The organism is Streptomyces sp. NPDC089915 (genome assembly GCF_040684675.1).
Classification (GTDB): domain Bacteria; phylum Actinomycetota; class Actinomycetes; order Streptomycetales; family Streptomycetaceae; genus Streptomyces.
The window spans coordinates 54,006-79,053 of the sequence record NZ_JBFBGN010000011.1 but is presented as its reverse complement, the minus strand read 5'-3'; the positions used below and the strand labels follow the sequence as shown (position 1 = coordinate 79,053).

The 25,048-nt window shown below is 73.4% G+C and carries 25 protein-coding genes and 1 pseudogene; 11 read left to right on the top strand and 15 right to left on the bottom strand.

Going from position 1 to position 25,048, the window contains the following annotated elements; translation table 11 throughout:
• Positions 1-262: 262 nt before the first annotated feature.
• Positions 263-2,044, bottom strand: coding sequence for a GAF domain-containing protein (locus AB0O29_RS05915; RefSeq protein ID WP_365146698.1), 1,782 nt, complete (start codon positions 2,042-2,044; stop codon positions 263-265).
• Positions 2,041-3,078, bottom strand: a complete 1,038-nt coding sequence (locus AB0O29_RS05910) for a rod shape-determining protein (RefSeq protein ID WP_344155861.1) — start codon at positions 3,076-3,078, stop codon at positions 2,041-2,043. Before AB0O29_RS05910 ends, AB0O29_RS05915 begins: the two co-directional genes overlap by 4 nt.
• A gap of 221 nt (positions 3,079-3,299) precedes the next feature.
• Here AB0O29_RS05910 and AB0O29_RS05905 point away from each other — a divergent pair, with 221 nt between their 5' ends.
• A complete protein-coding gene (locus AB0O29_RS05905) occupies positions 3,300-3,992 on the top strand; it encodes a triacylglycerol lipase (protein ID WP_365146695.1) in 693 nt (230 codons plus the stop codon).
• Positions 3,993-4,021: 29 nt separating this feature from the next.
• Here the strand turns inward: AB0O29_RS05905 and AB0O29_RS05900 are convergent, their stop codons facing one another.
• Positions 4,022-4,615 carry a hypothetical protein gene (locus AB0O29_RS05900; protein ID WP_365146692.1) on the bottom strand — a complete coding sequence of 198 codons (594 nt, stop codon included), beginning with the start codon at positions 4,613-4,615 and terminating at the stop codon, positions 4,022-4,024.
• A gap of 78 nt (positions 4,616-4,693) precedes the next feature.
• Here AB0O29_RS05900 and AB0O29_RS05895 point away from each other — a divergent pair, with 78 nt between their 5' ends.
• Positions 4,694-5,371, top strand: a complete 678-nt coding sequence (locus tag AB0O29_RS05895) for a hypothetical protein (RefSeq protein ID WP_365146689.1) — start codon at positions 4,694-4,696, stop codon at positions 5,369-5,371.
• A 27-nt stretch (positions 5,372-5,398) separates the two neighbouring features.
• Here AB0O29_RS05895 and AB0O29_RS05890 read toward each other — a convergent pair whose 3' ends face one another.
• On the bottom strand, positions 5,399-5,821 hold the full coding sequence (locus tag AB0O29_RS05890; protein ID WP_365146686.1) for a MarR family transcriptional regulator: 423 nt from the start codon (positions 5,819-5,821) through the stop codon (positions 5,399-5,401).
• 112 nt (positions 5,822-5,933) lie between these two features.
• Between AB0O29_RS05890 and AB0O29_RS05885 the strand changes: the two genes are divergently transcribed.
• From AB0O29_RS05885 to AB0O29_RS05875, 3 genes and pseudogenes are all read left to right on the top strand, one after another.
• On the top strand, positions 5,934-6,956 hold the full coding sequence (locus AB0O29_RS05885) for an NADP-dependent oxidoreductase (RefSeq protein WP_365146683.1): 1,023 nt from the start codon (positions 5,934-5,936) through the stop codon (positions 6,954-6,956).
• A 64-nt stretch (positions 6,957-7,020) separates the two neighbouring features.
• The gene (locus AB0O29_RS05880) at positions 7,021-7,446 is read left to right on the top strand and encodes an organic hydroperoxide resistance protein (RefSeq protein WP_042819132.1); all 426 of its coding nucleotides are present in this window, start codon (positions 7,021-7,023) and stop codon (positions 7,444-7,446) included.
• Between the two features lie 99 nt (positions 7,447-7,545).
• Positions 7,546-8,271 (top strand): annotated as a pseudogene (locus tag AB0O29_RS05875) (EI24 domain-containing protein); the annotation flags it as partial.
• A gap of 482 nt (positions 8,272-8,753) precedes the next feature.
• Here AB0O29_RS05875 and AB0O29_RS05870 read toward each other — a convergent pair.
• Positions 8,754-9,662, bottom strand: coding sequence for an NAD(P)-binding domain-containing protein (locus AB0O29_RS05870; RefSeq protein WP_365146679.1), 909 nt, complete (start codon positions 9,660-9,662; stop codon positions 8,754-8,756).
• A 98-nt stretch (positions 9,663-9,760) separates the two neighbouring features.
• On the opposite strand from AB0O29_RS05870, the gene AB0O29_RS05865 reads away from it, so the two are divergent.
• Positions 9,761-10,099, top strand: a complete 339-nt coding sequence (locus AB0O29_RS05865) for a helix-turn-helix domain-containing protein (protein WP_365146757.1) — start codon at positions 9,761-9,763, stop codon at positions 10,097-10,099.
• Here the strand turns inward: AB0O29_RS05865 and AB0O29_RS05860 are convergent.
• From AB0O29_RS05860 to AB0O29_RS05850, 3 genes are read right to left on the bottom strand one after another with little or no spacing between them, the layout of a single operon-like run.
• Positions 10,096-10,812, bottom strand: coding sequence for a carbon-nitrogen hydrolase family protein (locus AB0O29_RS05860; RefSeq protein ID WP_365146677.1), 717 nt, complete (start codon positions 10,810-10,812; stop codon positions 10,096-10,098). The two genes, AB0O29_RS05865 and AB0O29_RS05860, sit on opposite strands and share 4 nt — an antisense overlap.
• A gap of 5 nt (positions 10,813-10,817) precedes the next feature.
• A complete protein-coding gene (locus AB0O29_RS05855; RefSeq protein WP_365146674.1) occupies positions 10,818-11,948 on the bottom strand; it encodes a low temperature requirement protein A in 1,131 nt (376 codons plus the stop codon).
• A gap of 55 nt (positions 11,949-12,003) precedes the next feature.
• A complete protein-coding gene (locus AB0O29_RS05850) occupies positions 12,004-12,579 on the bottom strand; it encodes a TetR/AcrR family transcriptional regulator (protein ID WP_365146671.1) in 576 nt (191 codons plus the stop codon).
• A gap of 157 nt (positions 12,580-12,736) precedes the next feature.
• On the opposite strand from AB0O29_RS05850, the gene AB0O29_RS05845 reads away from it, so the two are divergent.
• Positions 12,737-15,226: a glycoside hydrolase family 3 C-terminal domain-containing protein gene (locus AB0O29_RS05845; protein WP_365146668.1), complete on the top strand. Its 2,490-nt coding sequence runs from the start codon at positions 12,737-12,739 to the stop codon at positions 15,224-15,226.
• 134 nt (positions 15,227-15,360) lie between these two features.
• On the opposite strand, the gene AB0O29_RS05840 is transcribed toward AB0O29_RS05845, so the two are convergent.
• Positions 15,361-16,260 (bottom strand): SGNH/GDSL hydrolase family protein, encoded by a 900-nt coding sequence (locus tag AB0O29_RS05840; protein WP_365146665.1) that lies wholly within the window; start codon positions 16,258-16,260, stop codon positions 15,361-15,363.
• A gap of 249 nt (positions 16,261-16,509) precedes the next feature.
• Here AB0O29_RS05840 and AB0O29_RS05835 point away from each other — a divergent pair, with 249 nt between their 5' ends.
• A complete protein-coding gene (locus AB0O29_RS05835; RefSeq protein WP_365146662.1) occupies positions 16,510-17,004 on the top strand; it encodes a DUF3145 domain-containing protein in 495 nt (164 codons plus the stop codon).
• Between the two features lie 78 nt (positions 17,005-17,082).
• Here the strand turns inward: AB0O29_RS05835 and fabF are convergent, their stop codons facing one another.
• The 5 genes from fabF to AB0O29_RS05810 form a co-directional block, all read right to left on the bottom strand.
• A complete protein-coding gene (fabF, locus tag AB0O29_RS05830) occupies positions 17,083-18,348 on the bottom strand; it encodes a beta-ketoacyl-ACP synthase II (protein WP_365146659.1) in 1,266 nt (421 codons plus the stop codon).
• A 79-nt stretch (positions 18,349-18,427) separates the two neighbouring features.
• Positions 18,428-18,676, bottom strand: coding sequence for an acyl carrier protein (locus AB0O29_RS05825; RefSeq protein ID WP_215013752.1), 249 nt, complete (start codon positions 18,674-18,676; stop codon positions 18,428-18,430).
• A 58-nt stretch (positions 18,677-18,734) separates the two neighbouring features.
• A complete protein-coding gene (locus AB0O29_RS05820; protein WP_365146655.1) occupies positions 18,735-19,739 on the bottom strand; it encodes a ketoacyl-ACP synthase III in 1,005 nt (334 codons plus the stop codon).
• Between the two features lie 19 nt (positions 19,740-19,758).
• Positions 19,759-20,673, bottom strand: a complete 915-nt coding sequence (locus AB0O29_RS05815; protein WP_365146652.1) for an ACP S-malonyltransferase — start codon at positions 20,671-20,673, stop codon at positions 19,759-19,761.
• 89 nt (positions 20,674-20,762) lie between these two features.
• The gene (locus tag AB0O29_RS05810; RefSeq protein ID WP_365146649.1) at positions 20,763-21,974 is read right to left on the bottom strand and encodes a helix-turn-helix domain-containing protein; all 1,212 of its coding nucleotides are present in this window, start codon (positions 21,972-21,974) and stop codon (positions 20,763-20,765) included.
• An 82-nt stretch (positions 21,975-22,056) separates the two neighbouring features.
• Between AB0O29_RS05810 and AB0O29_RS05805 the strand changes: the two genes are divergently transcribed.
• The gene (locus tag AB0O29_RS05805) at positions 22,057-22,716 is read left to right on the top strand and encodes a pirin family protein (protein ID WP_365146646.1); all 660 of its coding nucleotides are present in this window, start codon (positions 22,057-22,059) and stop codon (positions 22,714-22,716) included.
• Here the strand turns inward: AB0O29_RS05805 and AB0O29_RS05800 are convergent.
• Positions 22,713-23,531 carry a serine hydrolase domain-containing protein gene (locus AB0O29_RS05800; RefSeq protein ID WP_365146754.1) on the bottom strand — a complete coding sequence of 273 codons (819 nt, stop codon included), beginning with the start codon at positions 23,529-23,531 and terminating at the stop codon, positions 22,713-22,715. The two genes, AB0O29_RS05805 and AB0O29_RS05800, sit on opposite strands and share 4 nt — an antisense overlap.
• Positions 23,532-23,610: 79 nt before the next feature.
• On the opposite strand from AB0O29_RS05800, the gene AB0O29_RS05795 reads away from it, so the two are divergent.
• Entirely contained in the window at positions 23,611-23,994 is a 384-nt protein-coding gene (locus AB0O29_RS05795) for a MerR family transcriptional regulator (protein WP_344155801.1), read from the top strand.
• Positions 23,991-25,010 carry an aldo/keto reductase gene (locus tag AB0O29_RS05790; RefSeq protein ID WP_365146643.1) on the top strand — a complete coding sequence of 340 codons (1,020 nt, stop codon included), beginning with the start codon at positions 23,991-23,993 and terminating at the stop codon, positions 25,008-25,010. Before AB0O29_RS05795 ends, AB0O29_RS05790 begins: the two co-directional genes overlap by 4 nt.
• The last annotated feature ends 38 nt before the right edge of the window (positions 25,011-25,048 follow it).

Here is a 25,048-nt window from a genome sequence, read left to right as displayed (position 1 = left end):
GCTGATCCCGCCGGTCCTCTGATCTACATCCGTCCCGTTCCTTTGGGGGGTTCCCGGCAGTCTTCGTTTTTCCGTGGCGGGACGGTCTGTCAAGGGTCGCCGAAGGCGATCGCGAAGCGACGCGACGAAGGAGCGCCCTTGACTGACCGGCCCGACGCGGAAGGACGATGAGACTGGCGGGAAGCCCCCAACCGTCTCTGAGACCGCCCAGCCCGGACCCCGCCCTCCCCCGGCTCCTCGAGGGGGAGATGGCGGGCTCCGGCTAAAGCCCCGACTCCCACGTCACCGTCGTGCCCCGGGTGCCGGCCTCCGTGTGGCCGTCGTCCGAGACCGTGAGGCGGACGCGGGAGGGGGTGGCGTCGATCTCCACCTCGATCGTCGTGACCCCGCTGCGGCGGTGGGCCGCCGCCAGGGCGCTGCGGAGGGTGGACAGGAGGGCGTCCGTCACGCGGTCCGGGAGGAGGGCGTCCACCGCGCCCGCGAAGTGGACCGACGGCTGGAAGCCGAGCAGGACGGCGGCCCCGCCGGTTTCCCTGAGCACCCGGCCCCGGAAGGTCGTCGGGGCGTCCGTCGGGGGCTGCTGGAGGGCGAAGATGGCCGTGCGGACCTCCTGGATGGTGGAGTCCAGCTCGTCCACGGCCCGGCTGAGTTCGTGGCCGACGTTCTCCGCGTCGCCCGCCGGGGCGTTCGAGGAGCGGCGGCGGGTGCTCTCCAGCATCATCTCGGTCGCGAACAGCCGCTGGACGACCAGGTCGTGTAGGTCGCGCGCGATGCGGTCGCGGTCCTCGTAGACGGCGAGCTGCTCGCGGTCGTGCTGCGCGTCGGCCAGGACGAGGGCCAGGGCCGCCTGGGAGGCGAACTGGGAGGCCAGCAGCCGGTCCACGGCGTCGTACGGGCGTCCGCCCCGGGCCCTGGGCAGGGCGAGGGTGCCGATCAGCTGGCCGCCGCTCTGGAGCGGCAGCATCATGCTCGGTCCGAAGCGCTTGCGCACGTGCGTGGTCATCCGGGGGTCGGTCGCGGAGTCCTCTATGAAGACGGGTTCCCCGCCCAGCAGTTGCACCAGCACCGGTGAGCCCGGGGCGATGGTCGTGCCGATCAGGTCGCCGGGGTCCCCGTGGGTGGAGGCGGCGACGATCTCCATGCCGCCCTCCGGCGTCGGCTGGAGCACCACGCCGGCCGCCGCGTCGGCGAGCAGCCGGGCGCGTTCGGCCACGCACATCAGGGCGTCGGCCGCCGGGCGCCCCGCCAGCAGGGTGGTGGTGACGGCGGCCGCGCCCTCGATCCAGCGCTCCCGGCGGCGGGCGGTCTCGTACAGCCGGGCGTTGCCGATCGCTATCCCGGCCTGCGAGGCGAGGACCCGCATCAGCGCGAGGTCCTCGTCGGTGAAGGGGCCGCCGCGCTTCTCGGTGAGGTAGAGGTTCCCGAAGACCTCCGTGTGGACGCGGATGGGCACGCCCAGGAAGCTGCGCATGGGCGGGTGCCCGGGAGGGAAGCCGGCCGAGCGGGGGTCGCGGGTGAGGTCGTCCAGGCGCAGCGGCCGGGGGTCGGCGATCAGCGCGCCGAGCACGCCGCTGCGGCCGTCGGGCAGCCGGGGGATCGCGGCCCGTTCGGCCTCGGTCATCCCGGCGGTGAACAGCTGGGTCAGCCGGCCGCGTTCGGGGTCGACGACCCCGAGCGCGCCGTAGCGGGCCCCGCACAGTTCGGTGGCGGAGTCCACGACGTGCTGGAGGGTGGCCTGGAGCTCCAGCTCCGAGCCGACGCTGAGGACGGCGTCCAGCAGCACCGGAAGGCTGGACGGCGCCGCGCCGGCGGCCACCCCGCCCGGCTCCGGCCCGGCACCCGGATCCAGGGCCTGACCGGGGCCCGTACCGGCGCCCGGCTCCGCACCCGGCCCCGCACCCGTGCCCGCCCCCGCACCGGCACCCGGTCCCACGGCCCGGTCCGCGCCCGTGCCGGTGGTCGTGCCGGTGGTCGTGGCGGAGCCCGGACGCGGCCCCCCGTCGGGCGTCGCGTCCGGGTCTTCGTCGGCAGGTTTCCCCGTCATTCGGCCAGCGGGTTGAGGACCATCGGGGCGATCTTCCCTTCGAGCATCGCGCCGAGACCCAGGACGGCGCACACGTCGGGCCGTTCCGCGATGGCCACGGGCATTCCCGTCGAATCCCTCAGCATCTGGTCCAGCCCCGGCAGCAGGGCGCTGCCGCCCACCATCATGATCCCCCGGTCCGTCAGGTCCGCGACCAGGTCGGGCGGGCAGTCGCGCAGCACCTTGCCGATGCCGTCGAGGACGGCCGTCAGCGGGGTGTGGATGGCGTCGCGCACGGCGGCGGTGTCCACGTGGACGGAGCGGGCCAGCCCGGTGGCCACGTCGCGGCCGTGGATGAGGGTGGAGGCGGGGCCGTCCGGGGTGATGCCGTTGCCGTGCAGGGCCAGCTGGAGGGGGCGGACGGCCTGGCTCGGCAGCATCAGCTCGTGGGCGTGCCGCAGGTGCTGGACCACCGCGTGGTCGATGGCCTCGCCGCCGACCGGGATGCGTTCGGCGGTGACGATCGAGCCGAGGGAGAGGACCGCGACCTGGGTGGCCGCCGCCCCGCACACCATGATCATCGTCGCGGTCGGCTGCTCCACGGGCAGTCCGCAGCCGACGGCCGCCGCGATCAGGGTGTCGACCAGTTCGACGCGCCGCGCGCCCAGTCCGACCATCGTCTCGACGGCCGCGCGCTGGGCCAGCGGGTCGGCGTCGTGCGGGGTGCAGCAGGCGGCGCGCAGCCGGGGCTTGCGGCGCAGGGCGCGGCGCAGTTTCTCGCCGAGGAGGTGACGCAGCATCCGCTGGGCCATCTCGATGTCGACGACGGTGCCTCCGGAGACGGGGCGGACCACGCGGATGTAGTCGGGCGTGCGGCCCGTCATCCGTTCGGCGAAGGTGCCGACGGCGATGAGGGCGCCGGTGCGGGTGTTGACGGCGGCGACGCTGGGCTCGTCGACGACGAGGCCGGCGCCCTTCACGTAGACGCGGGTCCTCGCGGCTCCCAGGTCGACGGCGACGTGGCAGCGGCGCAACTGCTCAAGACTGACGGTCACGGCAGGTCCTCCCGAGAGCGCTGGTGCAGAAGGGACCGACGGACGCCGGTCGCAATCCATATCTTCTCGGGTTAATAGGACAAACCGCCTGCTGGAATGCTCCGGCCGGGGCGTGTCGCAGGGGACGGGCGTGCTGCACGGGGGTGGATTTCTGTACCGACAGGCAGCACCATGCGCGCACCATCCGCGCTACCCGTGCGTAACAAGGTAAAGGGGACCCGATGCTGACGCCCCGCCAGAAACTCCTGGCGCTCCTGACCCTCTGCCTCACCCTCCTCGCACCCGTCCCGGCCCAGGCCGCGGCCGCCGCGCCCGCCGCGGCCCGCAATCCGGTGGTCTTCGTCCACGGCTACAACGCCGACCCGGGCGTCTGGGGTTCCCTCCGGGAGGACCTGAGAGCCGACGGGTACGCGGACTCCGAGCTCTTCTCCTTCGGCTACGACACCCACCAGTCCGTCAACGAGGTGCTCTCCGGCCGCCTCGCCGCCTACGTGGACGAGGTCCGCCGCCAGACCGGCGCCGCCCGGGTGGACATCGTCGGCCACTCCTTCGGCTCGCTGGTCAGCCGCTGGTACGTCAAGTACGGCGGCGGGACGGCGACCGTGGACCACTGGGTCTCCCTGGCCGGCCCCAACCACGGCACCTCCACCGCCTGGGCCTGCGCCCTGTGGGACCAGGCCTGCCGGGACATGACCCCGGGCTCCTACGTGGTGAAGAACCTCGCCGCCGGCGACGAGACCCCCGGCGCGGTGAAGTACGCGACCTTCTGGTCGGACTGCGACGAGGTGGTCAACCCCGACAGCAGCGTCCCGCTCTCCGGGGCCCTGAACACGCCGGTCGGCTGCCTGAAGCACAACGACCTGCTCGGCGACGACGCCACCTCGGCCGGGGTCCGCGCCTTCCTGCGCTCCTGAACCCCGGACACCCGGACACCCGGACGCCCCTACGCCCCGGCCTCGCCCGCCGGCTGCACCCGCTGGAGCAGCCCGTACGTGAACTCGGCCACCAGGGCCCGTCCCGACGCGGTGAACGCGAGCCGCCACCGCGTCGGGGCGGTGCCCTCCATCGGCCGGGCCGGCGCGAAGGCCCGGGCCACCTCGTCCACCGTCGCCGACCAGGGCAGCAGGTCGGCCTCCGTCTCCAGTACGGGTCCCGGCGCGCCCGGGGCCCGCACCAGCCACTCGTTCCACACCGCCCCGTCCGGCGCGGCCAGCACCTCGAAGCGCAGCTCCGGCCAGAGCGGCACCGGCCACAGCAGGGCCTCGCACTCCAGGTCCCCGATCCGGCGGGGCTCCGCCGACTCCGGCGGGCCGAGCACCGACCGGTAGCGGGCCAGGGCCCCGCGCGAACGGGGCGAGCGGACCATCGCCTGCCAGCGCCGGTTGGCCTCCCGCTGCTCGGCGAGCCCGGCGCCCAGCCGCAGCCGGGCCGCCTCCGCGAGGCCGGGCTGGAAGTCCGCCATCCTGCGCAGCAGCACCAGCTGGAAGGCGCCCGGCCCGAAGGCTCCCGGGCGCCGCGGGTTCGGGGTCGCGGCCATGGAGGACACGATTCCACACAGGATCCTCACGCTCCCGGAATACTTATGTTGCCGGGGACCGCATAGCCTGCGGGCGCCATGAACTACTTCTGCCCCGCCTGTCAGAGGCACCTCAACGGCGCGCTCGCGTGTGCCGGGTGCGGTACCCCGGCCGAGCAGCTGGTGGCCGCCGTGCCCAGCGCGCCCGCCCCCGGCCCCGAGCCGCAGCCCGCGCTGGCCGAGGTGTTCGCGGACTCCCTCGTCGTGCTGACCGCCCCCCACGGGGGCCGTGCCGGGACGCGCAAGCGCGCGGCCTCCCGCCGCAGGCGGGGGCGGACGGCCCTGGCCGTCGGCCTCGGGCTGGTGCTCGCGACCGGGGGCTCGATCGCGGTGGCCCGGATCGTGGGCGACGACGAGGGCGTGAACCGGGCCGACCAGGTCGTGCTCACCGACTCCGGGCCCAAGCAGCCCGACGCCCTGCCCAGCGAGGCGCCGGCCGCGCCGTCCGCCCTGCCGAAGGCCGCCGGCGGGCCGTCGAAGTCCGCGCGGCCCGGCGAGAGCCCGAGCGGCTCCCCGTCGGGGCCGAGCGGGAGCCCCTCCGCTTCGGCGGGGACGCCCTCGCAGAAAGGTTCCGCCGGAGGGGGAGTCGTAAAGACGGCGACGCCGGCGCAGCCGACGCACACCGCTTCCGCCACGGCGCAGCCGCCCACGGCCAAGCCGAAGCCCACCCCGAAGCCGAAGCCGACCAAGGACGCCTGCTGGCTGTTCTGCTGGTGAGCCGGGACCTCTCCCCGCCCCCGGGTCTCAGCCCAGCATCCGCTTGAGCAGGTCCCGCAGGGCCGTGCGCTCCTCGGCGGACAGCCCGGCCAGCGGTTCGCGCGCGAAGTCCAGGGACTCGCGCAGCCGCTCCGCCGTCTCGGCCCCCTCCGCGGTGGGCGCGGCCAGTTTCACCCGGCGGTCCGCCGGGTCAGGACGGCGTTCGACCAGGCCGCGGGTCTCCAGCCGGTCGATGATGCCGGTGACGTTGGACGGCTCGCAGCGCAGCTTCTGCGCGATGCGGCGCATGGGCAGCGGCTCCAGCGACAGCAGCGTCAGGACCTTCGCCTGGGCGCCGGTGAGCTGGTGGCGGGCGGCCGCCTCCTCGTACTCCGTGTGGTAGCGGGCCACGACGTCGCCGATGAGCTCGACGACCTCGACGGTCACTGGGTCTGCGCGACGACTGGACATGGCACCAGGGTACCCACTTGCTTGACAACATGAAATATCCAGGAGCATGGTTGTTTCAGGTCGTGAAGCATTCCACTTCCGCCCTCACCCCTCCCCTCTCCCTGGAGCCCTCATGTCTCAGATCCCCGCCGTCAGCCGCGAGTGGCACCTCGTCCGCCGTCCGCAGGGCTGGCCCGTGGCCGAGGACTTCGCCCTCCGTGAGGTGCCCGTCTCCGCCGAGCCCGGCGCCGGCCGGATCCTCGTCCGCAACCTCCACATGTCGGTGGACCCGTACATGCGCGGCCGGATGAACGACACCAAGTCCTACATCGCGCCCTTCCAGCTGGACGAGCCGATGCAGGGCGGCGCGGTCGGCGAGGTCGTCGCCTCCAACGCCGAGGGCTTCGCCGTCGGCGACCACGTCCTGCACATGCTGGGCTGGCGCGAGTACGCGGAGCTCGACGCGAAGCACGCCACCAAGGTCGACGCCTCCCTCGCCCCGCTCTCCGCCTACCTCGGCGTCCTCGGCATGCCGGGCCTCACCGCCTACGCGGGCCTCTTCGAGGTCGCCTCCTTCAAGGAGGGCGACTCCGTCTTCGTCTCCGGCGCGGCGGGCGCCGTCGGCAGCCTCGTCGGCCAGTTCGCGAAGATCAAGGGCGCCTCCCGGGTGATCGGCTCCGCCGGCTCGGACGAGAAGGTGACGCTGCTCACGGAGAAGTACGGCTTCGACACCGCGTTCAACTACAAGAACGCCCCCGTCGCCCGGCAGCTGAAGGAGGCCGCCCCCGACGGCATCGACGTCTACTTCGACAACGTCGGCGGCGACCACCTGGAGGCCGCCATCTCCGAGATGAACACGCACGGCCGCGCCACCCTCTGCGGCGCCATCGCCGGCTACAACGACACCGAGCCCGCCCCCGGCCCGCGCAACCTCACCCTGGTCATCGGCAAGCGCCTGCGCCTCCAGGGCCTGATGGTCGGCGACCACGCCGCCCTCCAGTCGCAGTTCGTCAAGGACGTCGCGGGCTGGCTGGCCTCCGGCGAGCTCCGCTACGACGAGACGGTCGTCGAGGGCGTCGAGAACGCCACCGACGCCTTCCTCGGAATGCTGCGCGGCGAGAACACCGGAAAGATGATCGTCACGTTCACCCGTTAGGCTCACTCCATACCGTCGCGATCGTGGGCGCGAGTCGCGGCGACTATCTGGAGGATCCACTTTCATGTCCATCACCCAGTCCGACGTCGCGTACACGGCCGTCGCCACCGCCGAGAACGGCCGTGACGGCCGCGTCGCCACCAACGACGGCCAGCTCGACGTCGTCGTGAACCCGCCGAAGGAGCTCGGCGGCAGCGGCGCCGGCACCAACCCGGAGCAGCTGTTCGCCGCCGGCTACAGCGCCTGCTTCCAGGGTGCCCTCAGCGTCGCGGCCCGCAACGAGAACGTCGACGTCACCGGCTCCACCGTGACCGCCGAGGTCGGCATCGGCAAGAACGACGAGGGCTTCGGCATCATCGTCAAGCTGACCGCGTCGATCCCGAACGTGGACGCCGCCGTGGCGAAGGACCTGGTCGAGAAGGCCGACCAGATCTGCCCGTACTCCAAGGCGACCCGCGGCAACATCACGGTCGAGCTGAACGTCGCCTGACGTTCCCGCCGTACGGCTGCCGCACCGCCGGCACCGGCCGCACCGCTCCACGGAGGCCGCACCCACCAGGGGGTGCGGCCTCCGCCGTAAACTGGCCGCATGCGTGATCTTGCGGGGGGCTTCCGGTACCTGATGGCCGGACAGAGATGGGTGTTCGGCAACGGCCGCTGGCTGGGCTTCGGCCTGCTGCCGGGCCTGGTCTCGCTGGTGCTGTACGGCGCCGCGCTGACCGGCCTGTTCTACGGCGCCGACGACTTCACGGCCTGGGCGACGCCCTTCGCCTCGGACTGGTCCTCGCCCTGGCTCGGGATCTTCCGAGGCTTCCTGACCGCCGTGGTCGTCTCGCTCGGGCTCTTCCTGTCGGTGATCACCTTCACCGCCGTGACCCTGCTGGTCGGCCAGCCCTTCTACGAGTCCCTCTCCGAGCAGGTCGACCGCACCGAGGGCGGCGAGGTCCCGGAGTCGGGGCGCTCGTTCTGGGAGGACCTGTGGATCTCCGCCCGCGACAGCCTGCGGCTGCTGGTGCGGGTGATGCTCTACGGGATCCTGCTCTTCGCGCTCGGGTTCATCCCGGTGATCGGGCAGACGGTGGTCCCGGCGATCGGCTTCGGCGTCTCCGGCTTCTTCCTCACCCAGGAACTCACCTCCGTCGCCCTCCAGCGGCGCCGGGTGGACCTGGACGAGCAGCTCGTCCTGCTGCGCGGGCGGCGCGCGACGGCGCTCGGCTTCGGAGTGCCGCTGGTCCTGCTGTTCCTGATCCCGTTCGTCGCGGTCTTCCTGATGCCGGGCGCGGTGGCGGGGGCGACCCTGCTGGCGCGTGACCTCACCTCCGAGGGCGGGGCGGAGGACGAGGACGCCGCCGAGCGGGACGAAGACACCGACGCCCGGACCCCCCACGCCCCCGGCGGGCCGTACGGGCAGGCCCCGGGCCAGGGGCAGGCGTACGGACAGGGGCAGGCGTACGGGCAGGGACCGGTGTACGGGCAGGGACCGGTGTACGGGCAGGGGCCCGCGCAGGGCTACGCACCGGCGCCCGGTCAGGGCCACCCCTCGGCACCGGCTCCGGGTCCGGCCTACGGCCAGGGCGGCCAGGGCGGCGCCCCCGCGCCGGGCTACGGCCAGGGCTACGTTCCGGCCGTTCCGGCCCCCGGCCAGGGGAACCCCTACGCTTCCGGGCAGGCCTACCCGTCGGCCCCCGGCCAGGGGTACACGCCGGCTCCGGGCCACGGCGAGGGTCAGGGTCCCGGCTACGGTCAGGGCCAGGGTCAGGGCCCCGGGTACGGCCAGGGGTACCCGGGCTCGTACTCCTAGAGCGCGGCGGCGCCCCGGCGCCGCAGCAGGGTGATCGCCCCCACCGTGTCCTCGCCCGCGTGGGCGGCCGGGTCGGCGTCGAGCCGTTCCCGCATCAGCTCCAGGTACGGATCGATCAGCTCCGTGCCGACCCCCTGGCCGGCGGCGGTGCGCCGCAGCGTGCCGCTGCCCGCGACCTGCATGGCCAGGTTGGAGACGACCCCGGTGGTGAAGTCCCGGGAGGTCAGCCGCTCGGCGGCGTTCCCGACGAAGAAGCCCATCGCGCCCAGCCACTCCGACAGCAGCGGGGCCAGGTCCTTCGGGGCGATGTCCTCGCCCTCGATCAGGGCGTAGGCCTGCGAGATCCCGGCGAACATCCCGTACATCGCGCTCAGCAGCGCCACGTCGTGCAGGGCCGCGTGGCCCGGGTCCCCGCCGACGTAGCGGGCGCCGGCCGGGACCTCCAGGGCGGTCCGGTGGGTGTCGAAGAGGGCGCGGGAGCCGCTGTAGAAGACGTACCCGCCGGCCTCCGGGACGCCGATCATCGACGGGGTGGCCATGATCCCGGCGTCCACGAAGCGGGCGCCGCGCTCCTCGGCCCAGGCGGCCCGGGCCCGGCCCTCGGCGGGGGTGCCGGTGGTGAGGTTGACGAGGTCCTTGCCGGTCAGGTCGACCCCGTCGAGCACGGTGGCGATGGACGCGTCGTCCAGCAGGCAGAGCACGATCAGGGTGTTCGCGGCGACGGCCTCGGCGGCGCCGGCGGCGACGGCCGCGCCCTCGGCGGCCAGGGCCCGCGCCTTGGCGGGGCTGCGGTTCCAGACGGTGAGGGGGTGCCCGGCGGCGAGCCAGGTGCGGGCGAGGGCGGTGCCCATCTCGCCGAGGCCGAGGAGGGTGAGCGGGCGGTGTCCGGTGTCGTTGTCGGTCATGCCGTTTAGCCTGGTGTCAGGCTGACGGGTGCTCAAGTACGCACTTCGGAGTGGGTGCTTACCCCGAGGTGAGCGAGCAGGTGGGAGGGGTGGACGGGATGGCGTTGACGCGCAGGCCGGGTGCGGACCACTGCGGGATCGCGGCGGCGATGTCGGTGATCGACGGCAAATGGAAGGTCTCGATCCTGTGGGAGCTGGACCAGCGCCCGGGCCTCCGGTTCGGTGAGATGCGCCGTCTGGTGCCCGGGGTGTCGGAGAAGGTCCTCGCGGCGCAGCTGCGCGAGCTGGAGGCGGACGGCATAGTCCACCGCGAGGTCTACGACGAGGTGCCGCCCCGGGTGGAGTACTCCCTGACCCCGCTCGGCCAGGAGCTGAACGGGGCCCTGGGGTCCCTGGGGGAGTGGGGCGCCAAGCACCTGCTGCCCGATTCGGCCTAGGCCGGGGGGATGTCGGCCGTGGCCACCGCCGGGGTGAGGGCGTCGGCCTCGGCGAGGAGGGTGCCGTCGGGGGACCAGACGGCCGCGCCGCCGCAGCCCGTCCAGGGGCCCGCCGGGCCGACGTGGTTGGCGAGGACCACGTACAGGCCGTGTTCCTTCGCCATGCCCGGGTAGACGGCGGCGCGTTCGGATATGCCGTCGCCGGTGCCGTACAGGGAGCTGGCCAGATGGACCCGGCAGCCGTCGGCCGCGCCCCGGGCGGGCAGGTCCGGGAAGTGGTTGTCGAAGCAGACGCCCAGGGAGAAGCGGATGCCGCCGAGTTCGAAGCGGCCGTCCTCGGTGCCGGGGGTGAAGGCGCCCTGCTCGTGCCGGTAGAGGTGCTGTTTGGCGTACGTGGTGAGGTGCGCGCCGTCGGCGTCGTAGACCAGGGTGGCGATGGCCGGCAGCGGGCCGGCCGTGCGCAGGGCGGCGTTGACGGCGACCGCGGTGCCGCAGGAGCGCAGCCCGTCCAGGCGGGGGTCGTCGGCGTCGGCCAGCCACAGGGAGGGGTCCCCGGCGAGGGAGTCCAGTTCGTAGCCGGTGAGCGTGAACTCCGGGAGGACGACGAGCTCCGCGCCCTCGTCGCGGGCCCGGGCGGCGAGGGCGGCGGCGGCCGCGGCGTTGGCGGTGACGTCGGCGGGTACGCAGGTCAGCTGTGCGGCGGCGATCTTCATGCCGGTCAGGATGCCAGTGCGGCGCCGGGCAGCTGACCCCGGCGGCGGACGAAGGCCAGCTCGACCAGGTTGAGCCCGGTCACCACCGCCGCCAGCAGCGCGAGCGCCGCCAGGGAGGGCAGCAGGACGGCGGCGGGCAGCAGGAGCAGGACGACGCCGGAGGCCGCCAGCCGGGTCACCGACCAGGAGCGGAACAGGTGCCAGCGGGTGTAGCCGAAGGTGGCCAGGAAGAGGGCGCAGCCCCCGTAGAGGAGGGCGGCGACGCCGAGCGGGAGCCGGTCCCCGGGGCGGGCCACGGCCTCGGCCATGCCGACGGCGACGGCGATGACGGAGGCGATCAGCGAGAGGTGCCCGTACGAGAGGACCTGCCGGGCCACGTCGGCGCGTACGGCGGCGGTCTCCAGCCCGTGGCGGACGGCGTCGGCCGCGAGGTGGAAGTACACCCACCACAGGCCGCAGACGAGGGCGAAGGCCGCGGCGACGGCGGCGAGGGAGCCGGCGTCCAGGTCGGGGGAGGAGGCGACGGGGGCGCCGACGGCCACGATCGACTCGCCGAGCGCGATCATCACGAACAGGCCGAACCGCTCGGCGAGGTGGCCGGAGTCGAAGGCGATGCGGACCATGTTGCGGCGGGTCAGCCGGGGCGCGGCCAGGTCCACGGCGGCGGCCACTGCCCACAGGGAGATCCGGGCCGGTCCGTCGAGGAGGGAGCCGGCCAGCAGCAGGGGGCCGCTGACCAGCACCGACAGGGTCACCGGGGTGATCCTCAGGCGGCGGCCGCGGCCGTGTGCGAGGGCGGCGAGTACCAGGCGGGCGCAGAAGTAGGCGCCGGCCAGCAGCGGTCCGCGGTCCCCGAAGGCGTCGGGCAGGGCCAGGGCCATCAGCAGGCCGCACAGTCCGGCGGCGAAGAGGCCGAGCCGTTCCAGGGGCCGGTCGGCGTCATGGGTGTTGGAGTGGACGGTGTTGCCCACCCACACCCAGTAGACGGGGATGAACACGATCAGGGCCCGGCCGGTGCCGGCCCAGCCGTGGTCGTGGTGCAGCAGTGCCGAGACCTGGGTCACGGCGAACACCAGTACCAGGTCGAAGAAGAGTTCCGACCACGCGACCTTCTTCTCGCGTTCTTCCGGCTCCATGTCGTGTCCCCCCGCTCGAAGTCCGGGGGAAAGGATGCCCGGTGGGGGCGGGCGGCTATGCGCCGGGGCCCCGCAGCAGAGTGAGGAAGGAGCGGAACGCGGCGGGCATGTCCACCGATTCCGGGGCGAGCAGCCACTGGTACTGGAGGCCGTCCATGACGGCGGTCAGCAGCGGGGCGGCCTGTTCCGGGGTGAGGCCCGAGGGGAGGAGCTCGCCGAACTCGGCGCGCAGGACGGCGGCCATCTCCTCGCGGACCTGTTCGTAGCGTTCGGTGAAGAAGGCGCGGGCCGGGTGGCCGTCGGTGACGCTCTCGCCGAGCAGGGCGGAGAAGGTCTGGACGATGCCGGGGCGCATGGCGTTGTACTCCACCAGCGAGGCCAGCAGGTCCAGGCGCCAGGAGCCCGCGGAGGCGCGGGACCCGCCGCCGGTGTCCCAGCGGTCGCGCTCCTCCAGGACGGCGACCAGCAGGGCCTCCTTGGTGGGGAAGTAGTGCAGCAGGCCCTGCTGGGTCAGGCCCACGCGTTCGGCGACGGAGCCCAGGGACGCGCCCCGGTAGCCGCGTTCCGCGATCACCTCGACCGCCGCGCGGACGATCTCGCCGCGCCGCTCCTCGCTCTTCGCCCTGACCATCGTCCCGCCGCACCCCTTCTCGATCGGACCGGCCCGCCGGTCGTACGACCGTACGCCATCCCAACATCACGAAAAGATTACAACACCTACCGTCTTACAAGTAAAAGGTCCACCATGGGCCCACCGCACCGCACCCACAGAGCGAGGAGGCACGGCCGTGACCGCTGCCGATCAGGTCCCCGACGAGCGCGCGAGCGAGCAGCTCCGCGAAGACGCCGTCGAGGCCGCCCTGGACAAGCTGGACCTCGACGCCAAGACCCGGCTGCTGGCCGGCCAGGACATGTGGTCCCTGCCGGCCCTCCCCGAGATCGGGCTGGGCTCCCTGGTCATGTCCGACGGGCCCATCGGCGTCCGGGGCGTGCGCTGGACCGCCGACGACCCCTCCGTCGCCCTGCCCTCCCCGACCGCCCTCGCCGCCTCCTGGGACCCGGCCCTGGCCCGCCGGGCCGGCCGGCTCCTCGCCCAGGAGGCCCGCCGCAAGGGCGTCCACGTCCTCCTCGCGCCCACCGTCAACCTGCACCGCTCCCCGCTCGGCGGCCGCCACTTCGAGTGCTACTCCGAGGACCCGCACCTGACCGGGGCCATCGGCACCGGCTACGTCCAGGGCGTCCAGGACGGCGGGGTCGGCACCACCGTCAAGCACTTCGTCGGCAACGACGCCGAGACCGAGCGCTTCACCGTCGACTGCGCCATCGCCCCGCGCCCGCTGCGCGAGCTCTACCTCGCGCCCTTCGAGGCCATCGTGAAGGGCGCCCGCCCCTGGGGCGTCATGACCGCCTACAACCGGGTCAACGGCATCACCATGACCGAGCACGCCCAGCTGGTGAACGGCGTGCTGCGCGGCGAGTGGGGCTTCGACGGCTACAACGTCTCCGACTGGATGGCCGCCCGCTCCACCACCGGCTGCCTCGAAGGCGGCCTCGACGTGGTCATGCCCGGCCCCACGACCGTCTACGGGCCCGCCCTCGCCGCCGCCGTCCGCGCCGGGGAGGCCGACGGGGCCGCCGTCGACGGGGCCGTGCGCAACGTCCTGCGCCTCGCCGCCCGCACCGGCCTCCTGGAGGGCGCCCCCGCCGCGGTCACCGAGCCGCCCGCGCCGCTCGACGGGCAGGCCCTGGCCCGCGAACTCGCCGTCCGCGGCTTCGTCCTCGTCCGCAACGAGGACGAAGCCCTCCCGCTCGACCGCGCCGCCGGCCGCACCGTCGCCCTGCTCGGCGCCGCCGCCCGCGACGCCCGCGTCCTCGGCGGCGGCAGCGCCACCGTCTTCCCCGAACGGGTGGTCTCCCCGCTCGACGGGCTCACCGCCGCCCTGCCCGAGGGCGCCCTGACCTACGCCGTCGGCGCCGACCCGAGCGAGGAGCCCGTCCCCGCCGGAGCCGGCTTCGAGCTGCGCGCCGTCTGCCGCGACGCCTCCGGAACGGTCCTCGGCGAGGGCAGCCTGCCGTCCGGGCAGGTCCAGTGGATCGGCGACGACCTCCCCGAGGGGGTCGCGTACGAGACGATGGCCAGCATCGAGGTCACCGGAACGTTCCTGCCGCGCGAGAGCGGCGACCACGTCTTCGGCACCCGCGGGCTCGGCGGCTTCCGCCTCGCCGTCGACGGCCGCACCCGCTGGGAGGGCGTCCAGGAGCTGGGCTCCGAGGCCGACCCCTTCGAGGCCTTCTTCGGCGCCCCCAACGAGCGGGCGACGGTGGCCCTGACCGCCGGCGAGCCCGTCGAGGTCTCGCTGACCTACCAGGTGCCCGACATGGCCGCGCTCCCGCTCAAGGCGGTCATGTTCTCCCTGCTCCACCTCGGCCCGCGCCGCGACCCCGACGAGCTGATCGCCGAGGCCGTACGGGCCGCCCGCGCCGCCGACACCGCCGTCGTGGTCGTCGCCACCACCGAGCGGGTGGAGTCGGAGGGCTTCGACCGCACCGGCCTCGCGCTCCCCGGCCGCCAGGACGACCTGGTCCGGGCCGTCGCCGCCGCCAACCCCAACACCGTGGTCGTCGTCAACGCCGGCTCCCCGGTGGAACTCCCCTGGCGCGAGGACGTCGCCGCCGTCCTGCTGACCTGGTTCCCCGGCCAGGAGGGCGGGGCCGCGCTCGCCGACGTCCTGCTCGGCGACGCCGAGCCCGGCGGCCGCCTGCCCACCACCTGGCCCGCCTCCTTCGCCGACGCGCCCGTCACCGAGGTCGTCCCCGAGGAGGGGCGCCTGGAGTACCGCGAGGGGCTGTTCATCGGCTACCGGGCCTACGAGGCCCGCGGCATCCGGCCCGCCTACCCCTTCGGGCACGGCCTCGGCTACACCGACTGGGCCTACGAGTCCCTGGAGGCCACCGCCGAGTCCGTCCGCGTCCGCCTCACCAACACCGGCACCCGGCCCGGCCGCGAGGTCGTCCAGGTCTACCTGGCCCCCGTCTCCACCGCGTCCGATGGCGCGCGGAGCACGACCGTGGAGCGCCCCGCGAGCTGGCTGGCCGGCTTCGCGGCCGTCAGCGCCGGGGCCGGAGAGAGCGTCGAGGTGGAGATCCCGCTGCCCGCCCGCGCCTTCGAGGTCTGGGACGAGGAGGCGTACGGCTGGCGCCGCGTCGGCGGCGCCTACGAGGTCCGCGCGAGCCACTCGCACGCCGACACGCGGCTGACGGCCACCCTCGGCCTGTAGCCGCCGGGGCACCACGACACGCCGGGGCGGGGGACTGGCCGGAATTCACCCCCGCCCCGGCCGGAAGACCGGGCCGGGAGCCAGCCCCTGACAGCGGCTCCCGGCCCTCTCCCGTCCCCGCGCGCGGCCCCGCGTCAACGCGGCGGCTGCGCCGCCGTCACCTGCCGGTGGGCCAGTTCCGCGAGCCGCGCCTGGCCGTCCCGGCCGGGGTGGAACCAGTCCCAGTGGCTCAGCTGGTCCGCCCCGAACGGGTACTGGAACACGGCCCCGCCGTCGTAGCGGCACAACTCGTCCTGCGCGCAGACCTGGCGCAGCGCCTCGTTGTACTCGACCACCCGCGCCCGGACCTTCTCCCGCCGGGCCGTCGCCCCCGCGTCGGCGGCCAGCGGCTCGGCCAGCATGGACTGGCAGATCCCCAGCTTCCAGATCTGCCGCACCATCGGATTGTCCTTGCCCTGCTCCCACAGCCGTTGCAGGTCCGGCACGGAGGACACGTACACCTGGGAGGCGGGCGAGGCCGCCCGCAGCTCCTTGAGGGCCTGTTCGAACCCGGCGCGGAAGTCCGCCACCGAGGTCATCGACGAAGCCGTGGGCCGGCAGGCGTCGTTCGAGCCCACCATCACCGTGACCAGGCCCGGCTTGTGCTGCGCCGCCTCCGCCAACTGCCCGGGCAGGTCCGCCATCCGCGAGCCCGTCACCGCGTAGTTCCAGCTGCGCCCGGCCACCTCCGCCCCGCCCAGCAGCCGGGCGGCCAGGGAGTTGACGGCGGGATCGCTGCCGGTGGCCCAGGAGACCTCGGGACAGTCGGCCAGCACCGAACAGGCGTCGAAGCCGCGGGTGATGGAGTCCCCGACGGCGGCGACCGAGGCCGGCGCCGGGTTCCAGCGCGGCTTCGCCTGCGCCCCGCGCTCGCCCGCCTTCGCCGGCGGGGCGCCGTCGTCACAGCCGGTGACCGTCGCCGCCAGGACGGCCACCGCCACGCCCGCGCCGGTTACGGTCCGGCGTACGCGGCGGCGCGCGGCGGTGGTGCGCATCGGGTGGTCCTCCCTCGTCGCCCCGCGTCCTTCCGGGGGCGTCCTGCTGAGTGAATGCTCTGGGTTTACGGGCTTCGGAGCGACCGTACGTCACACCATGACCCCTGGCGCACGGTAGCTTTTTCCCGTGGCGTTTCGGCCGCACGTGCCGCTACATAATGTCTAATATTTTCCGTTACATTACATCACGTCACATACTGTCCGTTTTCTGGAGTTTATTCCCGACCTCGTCCCACACTGGAGGTCCCGGTGACGACACGTGGAGTTCTGTACGTGCATTCCGCACCGCGCGCGCTCTGCCCGCATGTGGAATGGGCTGTTGCGGGCGTGCTCGGGGTGCGGGTGAACCTCGACTGGATCCGGCAGCCCGCCTCCCCCGGCACCTGGAGAGCCGAGTTCTCCTGGCAGGCCGAGGCGGGTACCGCGTCAAGACTCGCCTCGGCCCTGCGCGGCTGGCACCTGCTCCGCTTCGAGGTGACCGCCGAACCCTGCCCGACCGCCGAGGGCGAGCGCTACAGCTCCACCCCGGAGCTCGGCATCTTCCACGCCGTCACCGGCATGCACGGCGACATCCTGGTCCCCGAGGACCGGCTCCGCGCCGCCCTGGCCCGCTCCGCGCGCGGCGAGACGGAGCTGGAGGCGGAGCTCGCCAAGCTGCTCGGCAAGCCCTGGGACGACGAACTGGAGCCCTTCCGCTACGCCGGCGAGGGCGCCCCGGTCCGCTGGCTCCACCAGGTGGTCTGAGAGAGACCGCGGGACATGCGGAAGGCCCCCTCCCGGCAGTGCCGGGAGGGGGCCTTCGCGTCGTGCGGGTCCCTACGGTCAGACGGTGCGGAACGCCAGGGAGACGTTGTGGCCGCCGAAGCCGAAGGAGTTGTTGATCGCGGAGATCGGACCGTCGACCGGGAGCTTGCGGGGCTCGCCGCGCACGATGTCCGCGTCGACGTCGTCGTCCAGCTCGTCGACGTTGATCGTCGGCGGGGCGATCCGGTGGTACAGCGCCAGCACGGTCGCCACGGTCTCGATGCCGCCCGCGCCGCCCAGCAGGTGGCCGGTCATCGACTTGGTCGCGGAGATCGCGATGTGGTCGAGGTCGTCACCGAGGACCTTGCGCAGCGCCTTCAGCTCGGCCGTGTCACCCTGCGGGGTGGACGTGGCGTGCGCGTTGACGTGGACGAGCTCGGACGGGTCCAGCTCCGTGTTGTCGAGCAGGTTCTGCAGGGCCGCGGCGACACCGCGCCCCGTCGGCTCCGGCTGCGCGATGTGGTGGCTGTCCGCGGACAGGCCCTGGCCCAGCACCTCGCAGTAGACCCGGGCACCGCGCTTGGCGGCGTGCTCGGCGGACTCCAGGACCACGACACCGGCGCCCTCGCCGAGGACGAAGCCGTCGCGGGCCTTGTCGTACGGACGGGAGGCCGTGGTCGGGCTCTCGTTGTTCTTGGACATCGCCATCATGTTGGCGAACGCGGCGATCGGCAGCGGGTGGATCGCCGCCTCGGTGCCGCCCGCGACGACCACGTCGGCACGGCCGGTACGGATCATCTCGACGGCGTAGCCGATGGCCTCGGCGCCCGACGCGCACGCGCTGACGGGGGTGTGCACACCGGCGCGGGCGTTGACCTCCAGGCCCACGTTCGCGGAGGGGCCGTTCGGCATGAGCATGGGGACGGTGTGCGGGGAGACCCGGCGCACACCCTTTTCCTTCAGTACGTCGTACTGGTCGAGCAGGGTGGTGACACCGCCGATACCGGAGGCGATCACGGTGCCCAGACGCTCGGGGACGATCGCCTCGTCCTCGCCGGCCGGGGCGGTGTAACCCGCGTCGGCCCAGGCCTCGCGGGCCGCGATGAGGGCGAACTGCGCCGAGCGGTCGAGCTTGCGGGCCAGCGGGCGGGGGAGTACCTCGCTCGGGTCCACGGCGGCCTGGGCGGCGATACGGACCGGCAGTTCGGCGAAGCGCTCGCCCTCCAGGGGCGAGACGCCGGACCGGCCGGCGAGCAGACCTTCCCAGGTCGAAGCGCTGTCGCCACCCAGCGGAGTGGTTGCGCCGATACCGGTGACGACCACGGTGCGATTGGTCGGGCTCACAGGAATTCTTTCTCCACGTCTAAGGGGGTGCTGAATTGTCACGGCGCCACCGCCGGGTGGCGACAAACGCTCGTCAGGCTCAGGCCTGGTGCTTCAGGATGTAAGACGCGGCGTCGCCGACCGTCTTGAGGTTCTTGACGTCCTCGTCGGGGATCTTGACGTCGAAGCGCTCTTCGGCGGCGACGACGACCTCGACCATGGACAGCGAGTCGACGTCCAGGTCGTCGGTGAAGGACTTGTCGATCTCGACGTCCTCGACCGGGATGCCCGCGATCTCGTTGACGATCTCCGCGAGACCCTCGACGATTTCTTCCTGCGTGGCGGCCATGTGGCGCTCCTTCTGTAGCTAGCTAGCTGGTGGTTCAGGTCCGGAAGTGATCCGGGCCCTAGGGGAGGGTAACGACCGTCGCGGCGTAGACGAGCCCCGCCCCGAAGCCGATGACGAGCGCGGTGTCGCCGCTCTTCGCCGCTCCGGTCGCCAGGAGCCGCTCCATGGCGAGCGGGATCGAGGCGGCCGACGTGTTGCCGGTGGTCTCCACGTCACGGGCGACCGTGACGTGCTCCGGCAGCTTGAGAGTCTTCACCATCGAGTCGATGATCCGCATGTTCGCCTGGTGCGGGATGAAGACGTCCAGGTCATCCGGGGTGATCCCGGCGGCGTCGAGCGCCTGCTGGGCCACCTTGGCCATCTCGAAGACGGCCCAGCGGAAGACCGCCTGACCCTCCTGGGTGATGGCCGGGAACTTCTGGGCGGCGTCCGTGCTGCGGAACTCGTCCCACGGCACGGTCTGCTTGATGGTCTCGGACTTGTCGCCCTCCGAACCCCACACCGTGGGGCCGATGGCCGGCTCGTCCGAGGGGCCGACGACCACGGCGCCCGCGCCGTCGCCGAACAGGAAGGCCGTCGCCCGGTCCTCCAGGTCCGTCAGGTCCGACAGCCGCTCGACCCCGATGACCAGGACGTACTCGGCGGAACCTTCCACCACCATGCCCTTGGCCAGGGTCAGGCCGTAGCCGAAGCCGGCACAGCCCGCGGAGATGTCGAAGGCGGCGGGCTTGACCGCGCCGATCCGGTGCGCGATCTCGGTCGCGACGGCCGGGGTCTGCTTGAAGTGCGAGACCGTCGAGACGATCACCGCGCCGATCTGCTCCGGGGAGACCCCGGCGTCGGCGAGCGCCTTGCCGGAGGCCTCCACCGACATCGCGGCGACGGTCTCCTGGGGCGAGGCCCAGTGCCGGGTCGCGATGCCGGAGCGCGAGCGGATCCACTCGTCCGAGGAGTCGATCTTCTCGAGGATGACCTCATTGGGCACCACACGGGTCGGGCGGTACCCGCCGACGCCGAGGATGCGGGCGTACGGGGAGCCCTTGGCCGGCTTGATCTTGGACATGCTGTGTGGGCTCCTACTCTCAGGCCGTCAGCTCGGCGATGAGCTTCGCGGCCTTGTCGAGGTCGTCCGGCGTCTTCAGCGCCACGTTCGGCACGCCCTTGAGCGCGCGCTTGGCCAGACCCGTGAGGGTGCCGCCGGGGCTCAGCTCGACGATCCCGGTGACGCCCAGCTCGGAGAAGGTCCCCATGCACAGGTCCCAGCGCACCGGGTTCGCGACCTGGCCGACCAGGCGGGCGACGACGTCGGCGCCCGACTCGACCACGAGTCCGTCCTTGTTGGACACGTACTTCAGCGCCGGGTCGGCCGGGGCGAGGGCCTGGGCGGCCTGCTCCAGCGTGGCGACGGCGGGCGCCATGTGGTGCGTGTGGAAGGCGCCCGCGACCTTGAGGGCCACGACCTTCATCGAGCCCTCGGGCTTGTCGGCGACCAGGGCCTCGATCTGCTCCGCGGTGCCGGCGGCCACGATCTGGCCCGCACCGTTGATGTTGGCCGGGGTCAGCCCCAGCTTCTCCAGGTGCGCGACGACCACGTCCTGGTCGCCGCCCAGGACGGCGGCCATGCCCGTCTTCGTGACGGCGGCGGCCTCGGCCATGGCCAGCCCGCGGGTGCGGACGAACGACAGCGCGTCGCCCTCGCCCAGCACGCCGGCGTAGGCGGCCGCGGTGATCTCACCCACGCTGTGACCTGCGACGGCGCCGAAGGCCGTGGTGTTCAGCGCGGAGGCGGACAGCAGGCCGGCCGCGACCAGCAGGGGCTGGGCCACCGCCGTGTCGCGGATCTCGTCCTCGTCGGCCTTGGTGCCGTAGTGGACGAGGTCGAGCCCGATGGCGTCGGACCACCCCGCGACGCGCTCGGCGGCGCCGGGGAGTTCGAGCCAGGGAGTCAGGAAGCCGGGCGTCTGAGCGCCTTGGCCGGGAGCGACGAGTACGAGCACCCTCACACTCTCTCTTGTGGGCGGTCTCCGCCGCCCGTGGGGACAGGGACGAAGAACCGTCGGGGTAATTGTTGATGTCCGACAAAAGTCTAGGGCTGCTGATCTCCGTCGGCCAGACGCCCGAGGATCAGGGCGATCCGCAGCGTGAACGCCGAGCGGACATCGGAGGGTGACCAGCCGGTGACGTCGGTCACACGTCGGAGCCGGTAGCGCACCGTGTTCGGGTGCACGAACAGCATCCGCGCGGCCCCCTCCAGACTGCTCGCCTGCTCCAGGTAGACGCTCAGCGTCTCCAGCAGCGCCGAGCCCGCCTCCTCCAGCGGTCTGTAGATCTCCTCCACCAGCTGCTCCCTGGCGGAGGGATCCGAGGCGATCGCCCGCTCGGGCAGGAGATCGTCCGCCAGAACCGGTCGGGGGGCGTCCTGCCAGGCCGTGCAGGCCTTCAGTCCGGCCGCCGCCGCCTGCGCCGACTTCGTCGCGTTCAGCAGGTCGGGGACCACCGGCCCCGCCACCACCGCACCGGCCGCGAACGGGCCGATCAGCGACTTCGCCACCTGGAGCGGGTTGTCGCTGCCGCCCGCGATCACCACCAGCCGGTCGCCGAGCACCCCGGTGAGCACCTGGAGCTTGTGGTGGCGGGCCGCGCGGCGGATCGCCTCGACCGTCAGCTCGCTGTCCCCCTCCGGGGCGGTGCCCAGGACCACGCACACGTGCTCGGGGGAGTTCCAGCCGAGCGCGGCGGCCCGTGACAGGGCGCCCTCGTCGGCCTCGCCCGACAGCACGGCGTTGACGACGAGGGACTCCAGCCGGGCGTCCCACGCCCCGCGGGCCTCCGCCGCCTGCGCGTACACCTGGGCCGTCGCGAAGGCGATCTCCCGGGCGTAGACCAGCAGCGCCTCGCGCAGGATCGACTCGTCCCCGGGGGCCGCCACCTCGTCGATCGCGGCCTCCATGACCTCGATCGTCGTCCGGACCATCTCCACGGTCTGGCGCAGGGTGATCGCCCGGGTCAGCTCCCGGGGGGCCGTCCCGAAGACGTCGGTGGAGATCGCCTGGGGGGTCTCCGGGTGCCGGAACCACTCGGTGAACGCGGCGATGCCCGCCTGGGCGACCAGGCCGATCCACGACCGGTTCTCCGGAGGCATCGCCCGGTACCACGGCAGGGCCTCGTCCATGCGCGCGATGGCGTTGGCGGCGAGCCGGCCGGAGGACTTCTCCAGCCGGCGCAGCGTCGCGGCGTGCGGATGGGGCGGATGCGCGGGACGGGTCTCGGGGGAATGCTCACGTTCGGGTTGGGGCACGGGACAAGACTGCCTTATCGAAGGCCCGGCGCGGACTCGGGTCCCGGGCCCGGCTCCCCCGGGGGCGGCTACCGTGACTCCCATGATCGATGTACGCCGCGCCGCCGACCGGTACGCGGGAGGGGATCCGCAGGCCGGGATCACCACCCGGCACGCCTTCTCCTTCGGGTCCTTCTACGACCCGGACAACATCCGCTTCGGCCCGGTGCTCGCCTGCAACGAGGAGCTCCTCGCCCCCGGCTCCGGCTTCGACGAGCACCCGCACAGCCACACCGAGATCGTGACCTGGGTGGTGGAGGGCGAGCTCACCCACCGCGACGGCAGCACGGGGGACACCGCCGCGGTCCGCCCCGGGGACGTCCAGCGGCTGGGTTCCGGCTCCGGGGCCCGGCACGAGGAGCGCAACGACGCCGAGCGGCCGCTGCGGTTCGTGCAGACGTGGCTCGCGCCGCTGGCCGCGGGCGGGGAGCCCTCGTACGAGGTCGTACGGGACCTCGCGGACGGCGCCCCGTACGAGGTCCCGGCGGCGGGCGCGGTCCTGCGCGTCCGGCGGCCGGGCGCGGGCGAGCGGGTCCCCGTACCGGACGCGGAACGGGTCTACCTGCACGTGGTGCACGGGGACCTGCGGCTCGACGGGGCGGAGCTGGGGCCCGGGGACTCGGCCCGGATCACCGGCGAGAAGGGCCTGGAGATCACGGCCGGCTCCCCGGCCGAACTGCTGGTCTGGGAGCTGCCCGCCTAGCGGGAGCGGAGCTCCGCCAGGACCGTGTCGGTGAAGGGGGTCCAGGCCTCCACGGCCCAGGGGCCGAAGGCGCGGTCCGTCAGGGCCACGCAGGCCGCGCGGACGTCGGGGTCCACCCACAGGAAGGTGCCGGACTGGCCGAAGTGCCCGAAGGCGCGCGGGGAGGAGGTGAGCCCCGTCCAGTGCGGGGACTTGCCGTCGCGGATCTCCAGGCCGAGCCCCCAGTCGTTGGGGGACTGGTGCCCGTAGCCCGGCAGGACGCCCTTGAGGCCGGGGTGGACCACCGAGGTGGCCTCGGCGACCGTGCGGACGTCCAGCAGCCGGGGCGCCTGGAGTTCGGCGGCGAAGCGCACCAGGTCGGAGACGGTCGACACGCCGTCCTTGGCCGGGGAGCCCTCCAGGCTGGAGGAGCTCATGCCCAGCGGCTCGAACACGGCTTCGCGGAGGTAGTCCGCGAAGGGGATCCCGGTGGCCTTCGCCAGGTGGTCGCCGAGCACCTCGAAGCCGGCGTTCGAGTACAGCCGGCGCTGCCCGGGCGGGGCCGTCGCGCGGTGCTCGTCGAAGGCCAGTCCGCTGGTGTGCGCGAGGAGGTGACGGACCGTCGAGCCCTCGGGGCCGGCCGGCTCGTCGAGCTCCACCGCCCCCTCCTCGTAGGCGACGAGGACCGCGTAGGCCGCGAGCGGCTTGGTGACCGAGGCCAGCGGGAAACGGTGGTCCACCGGCCCGTGCGAGCCGGCCAGGCTCCCGTCGGCGCGCACGACGGCCGCCGCGGCGGTGGGCACCGGCCAGTTCTCCACGGCCCGCAGGCTCTCCAGGCTGTTGACGCCCTCCATGCTCTCCATGGCCCCGAGCCTACTTGCTTGGAGTGCACTCCAGGGTTCTAGCGTGGAGGCCATGAACCTGACGGAGACGCGGTACACGATCAGCGAGGTCGAGGCCCGGACCGGTCTGACCCAGCACACGCTGCGCTGGTACGAGCGGATCGGCCTGATGCCGCACGTGGACCGCTCCCATTCGGGACAGCGGCGGTTCAGCGACAAGGACCTCGGCTGGCTCGCCTTCGTGGGCAAGCTGCGCGCCACCGGCATGTCGGTGGCGGACATGGTCCGCTACGCCGAGCTGGTCCGCGAGGGGGACCACACGGTCGACGAGCGCCGCGCACTGCTGGAGCGGACGCGCCGGGAGGTACTGGCGCGGGTCGCCGAGCTGACGGACGCGCTCGACGTCCTGGACTGCAAGATCGCGATGTACGCGGGAACGGGGAAGGCACAGTCATGACGGAGCAGACCACCATCGCACGCGCCGAGCTGGGCAAGGGCGGCCCGGTCGTCGGGATCCAGGGCCTCGGCTGCATGGGCATGAGCGAGTTCTACGGGGACACCGACGAGACGGCGGCCCGCGCGACCCTGGACGCGGCGCTGGCCGCCGGGGTCACCCTCTTCGACACGGCCGACGTCTACGGGCGCGGGGCGAACGAGGAGTTCCTGGCGCCCTTCGTGGCCGCCCACCGGGACGAGATCACCCTCGCCACGAAGTTCGCCATCGAGCGCAGCGACGACCCGGCGTACCGGGGGATCCGCAACGACCCCGCGTACGTCCGGGAGGCCGTCGAGGGCAGTCTGCGGCGGCTCGGCGTGGACGTCATCGACCTCTACTACATGCACCGGCGCGACCCGGCCGTGCCGCTGGCCGAGTCGGTGGGCGCGATGGCCGAGCTGGTGCGCGAGGGGAAGGTGCGCCACCTGGGGCTCAGCGAGGTCACCGGCGCCGAGCTGCGCGAGGCGCACGCGGTGCACCCGATCGCGGCCCTCCAGTCGGAGTGGTCGCTGTTCAGCCGGGACGTGGAGCGCAGCGCGGTGGGCGCGGCGGCGGAGCTGGGGGTGGCCTTCGTGCCGTACTCGCCGCTGGGGCGCGGATTCCTGACGGGGGCCTTCGCGGACGCGGACGCCGAGCTGTCGGCCGGCGACTTCCGGCGCGCGCAGCCCCGTTTCACGGGGGAGAACGCCAGGGCCAACGCGGCGCTGCTGGTGCCGGTCCGGGAGATCGCCGCCGCGCACGGGGTGACGGCGGCGCAGGTGGCGCTGGCGTGGGTGCACCAGCGGTCCGCGGTGCACGGGCTGACGGTGGTGCCGATCCCGGGCACCCGCAAGCCCGGGCGGCTCGCGGAGAACACGGCGGCGACGCGGGTCACCCTGACGGAGGCCGAGCTGGCCCTGCTGGAGCCGATCGCGTCTCAGGTCGCGGGCGCCCGCTACCCGGACATGACGTCCACGTCGGCGGCCCGCGAGGCGTAGCCGCCGGGCGATTCCAGCCCCGCCGGCGTTTGAGGCGC

Bases quoted from the DNA above. Each gene is read 5' to 3' on its own strand.
- AB0O29_RS05890 (WP_365146686.1), bottom strand. From the start codon at position 5,821: ATGTCCAGTCGTCGCGCAGACCCAGTGACCGTCGAGGTCGTCGAGCTC.
- AB0O29_RS05795 (WP_344155801.1), top strand. From the start codon at position 23,611: ATGAACCTGACGGAGACGCGGTACACGATCAGCGAGGTCGAGGCCCGG.
- AB0O29_RS05885 (WP_365146683.1), top strand. From the start codon at position 5,934: ATGTCTCAGATCCCCGCCGTCAGCCGCGAGTGGCACCTCGTCCGCCGT.
- AB0O29_RS05895 (WP_365146689.1), top strand. From the start codon at position 4,694: ATGAACTACTTCTGCCCCGCCTGTCAGAGGCACCTCAACGGCGCGCTC.
- AB0O29_RS05860 (WP_365146677.1), bottom strand. From the start codon at position 10,812: ATGAAGATCGCCGCCGCACAGCTGACCTGCGTACCCGCCGACGTCACC.
- AB0O29_RS05825 (WP_215013752.1), bottom strand. From the start codon at position 18,676: ATGGCCGCCACGCAGGAAGAAATCGTCGAGGGTCTCGCGGAGATCGTC.
- AB0O29_RS05900 (WP_365146692.1), bottom strand. From the start codon at position 4,615: ATGGCCGCGACCCCGAACCCGCGGCGCCCGGGAGCCTTCGGGCCGGGC.
- AB0O29_RS05880 (WP_042819132.1), top strand. From the start codon at position 7,021: ATGTCCATCACCCAGTCCGACGTCGCGTACACGGCCGTCGCCACCGCC.
- AB0O29_RS05850 (WP_365146671.1), bottom strand. From the start codon at position 12,579: ATGGTCAGGGCGAAGAGCGAGGAGCGGCGCGGCGAGATCGTCCGCGCG.
- AB0O29_RS05870 (WP_365146679.1), bottom strand. From the start codon at position 9,662: ATGACCGACAACGACACCGGACACCGCCCGCTCACCCTCCTCGGCCTC.
- AB0O29_RS05790 (WP_365146643.1), top strand. From the start codon at position 23,991: ATGACGGAGCAGACCACCATCGCACGCGCCGAGCTGGGCAAGGGCGGC.
- AB0O29_RS05805 (WP_365146646.1), top strand. From the start codon at position 22,057: ATGATCGATGTACGCCGCGCCGCCGACCGGTACGCGGGAGGGGATCCG.
- AB0O29_RS05820 (WP_365146655.1), bottom strand. From the start codon at position 19,739: ATGTCCAAGATCAAGCCGGCCAAGGGCTCCCCGTACGCCCGCATCCTC.
- AB0O29_RS05855 (WP_365146674.1), bottom strand. From the start codon at position 11,948: ATGGAGCCGGAAGAACGCGAGAAGAAGGTCGCGTGGTCGGAACTCTTC.
- AB0O29_RS05865 (WP_365146757.1), top strand. From the start codon at position 9,761: ATGGCGTTGACGCGCAGGCCGGGTGCGGACCACTGCGGGATCGCGGCG.
- AB0O29_RS05905 (WP_365146695.1), top strand. From the start codon at position 3,300: ATGCTGACGCCCCGCCAGAAACTCCTGGCGCTCCTGACCCTCTGCCTC.
- AB0O29_RS05915 (WP_365146698.1), bottom strand. From the start codon at position 2,044: ATGACGGGGAAACCTGCCGACGAAGACCCGGACGCGACGCCCGACGGG.
- AB0O29_RS05840 (WP_365146665.1), bottom strand. From the start codon at position 16,260: ATGCGCACCACCGCCGCGCGCCGCCGCGTACGCCGGACCGTAACCGGC.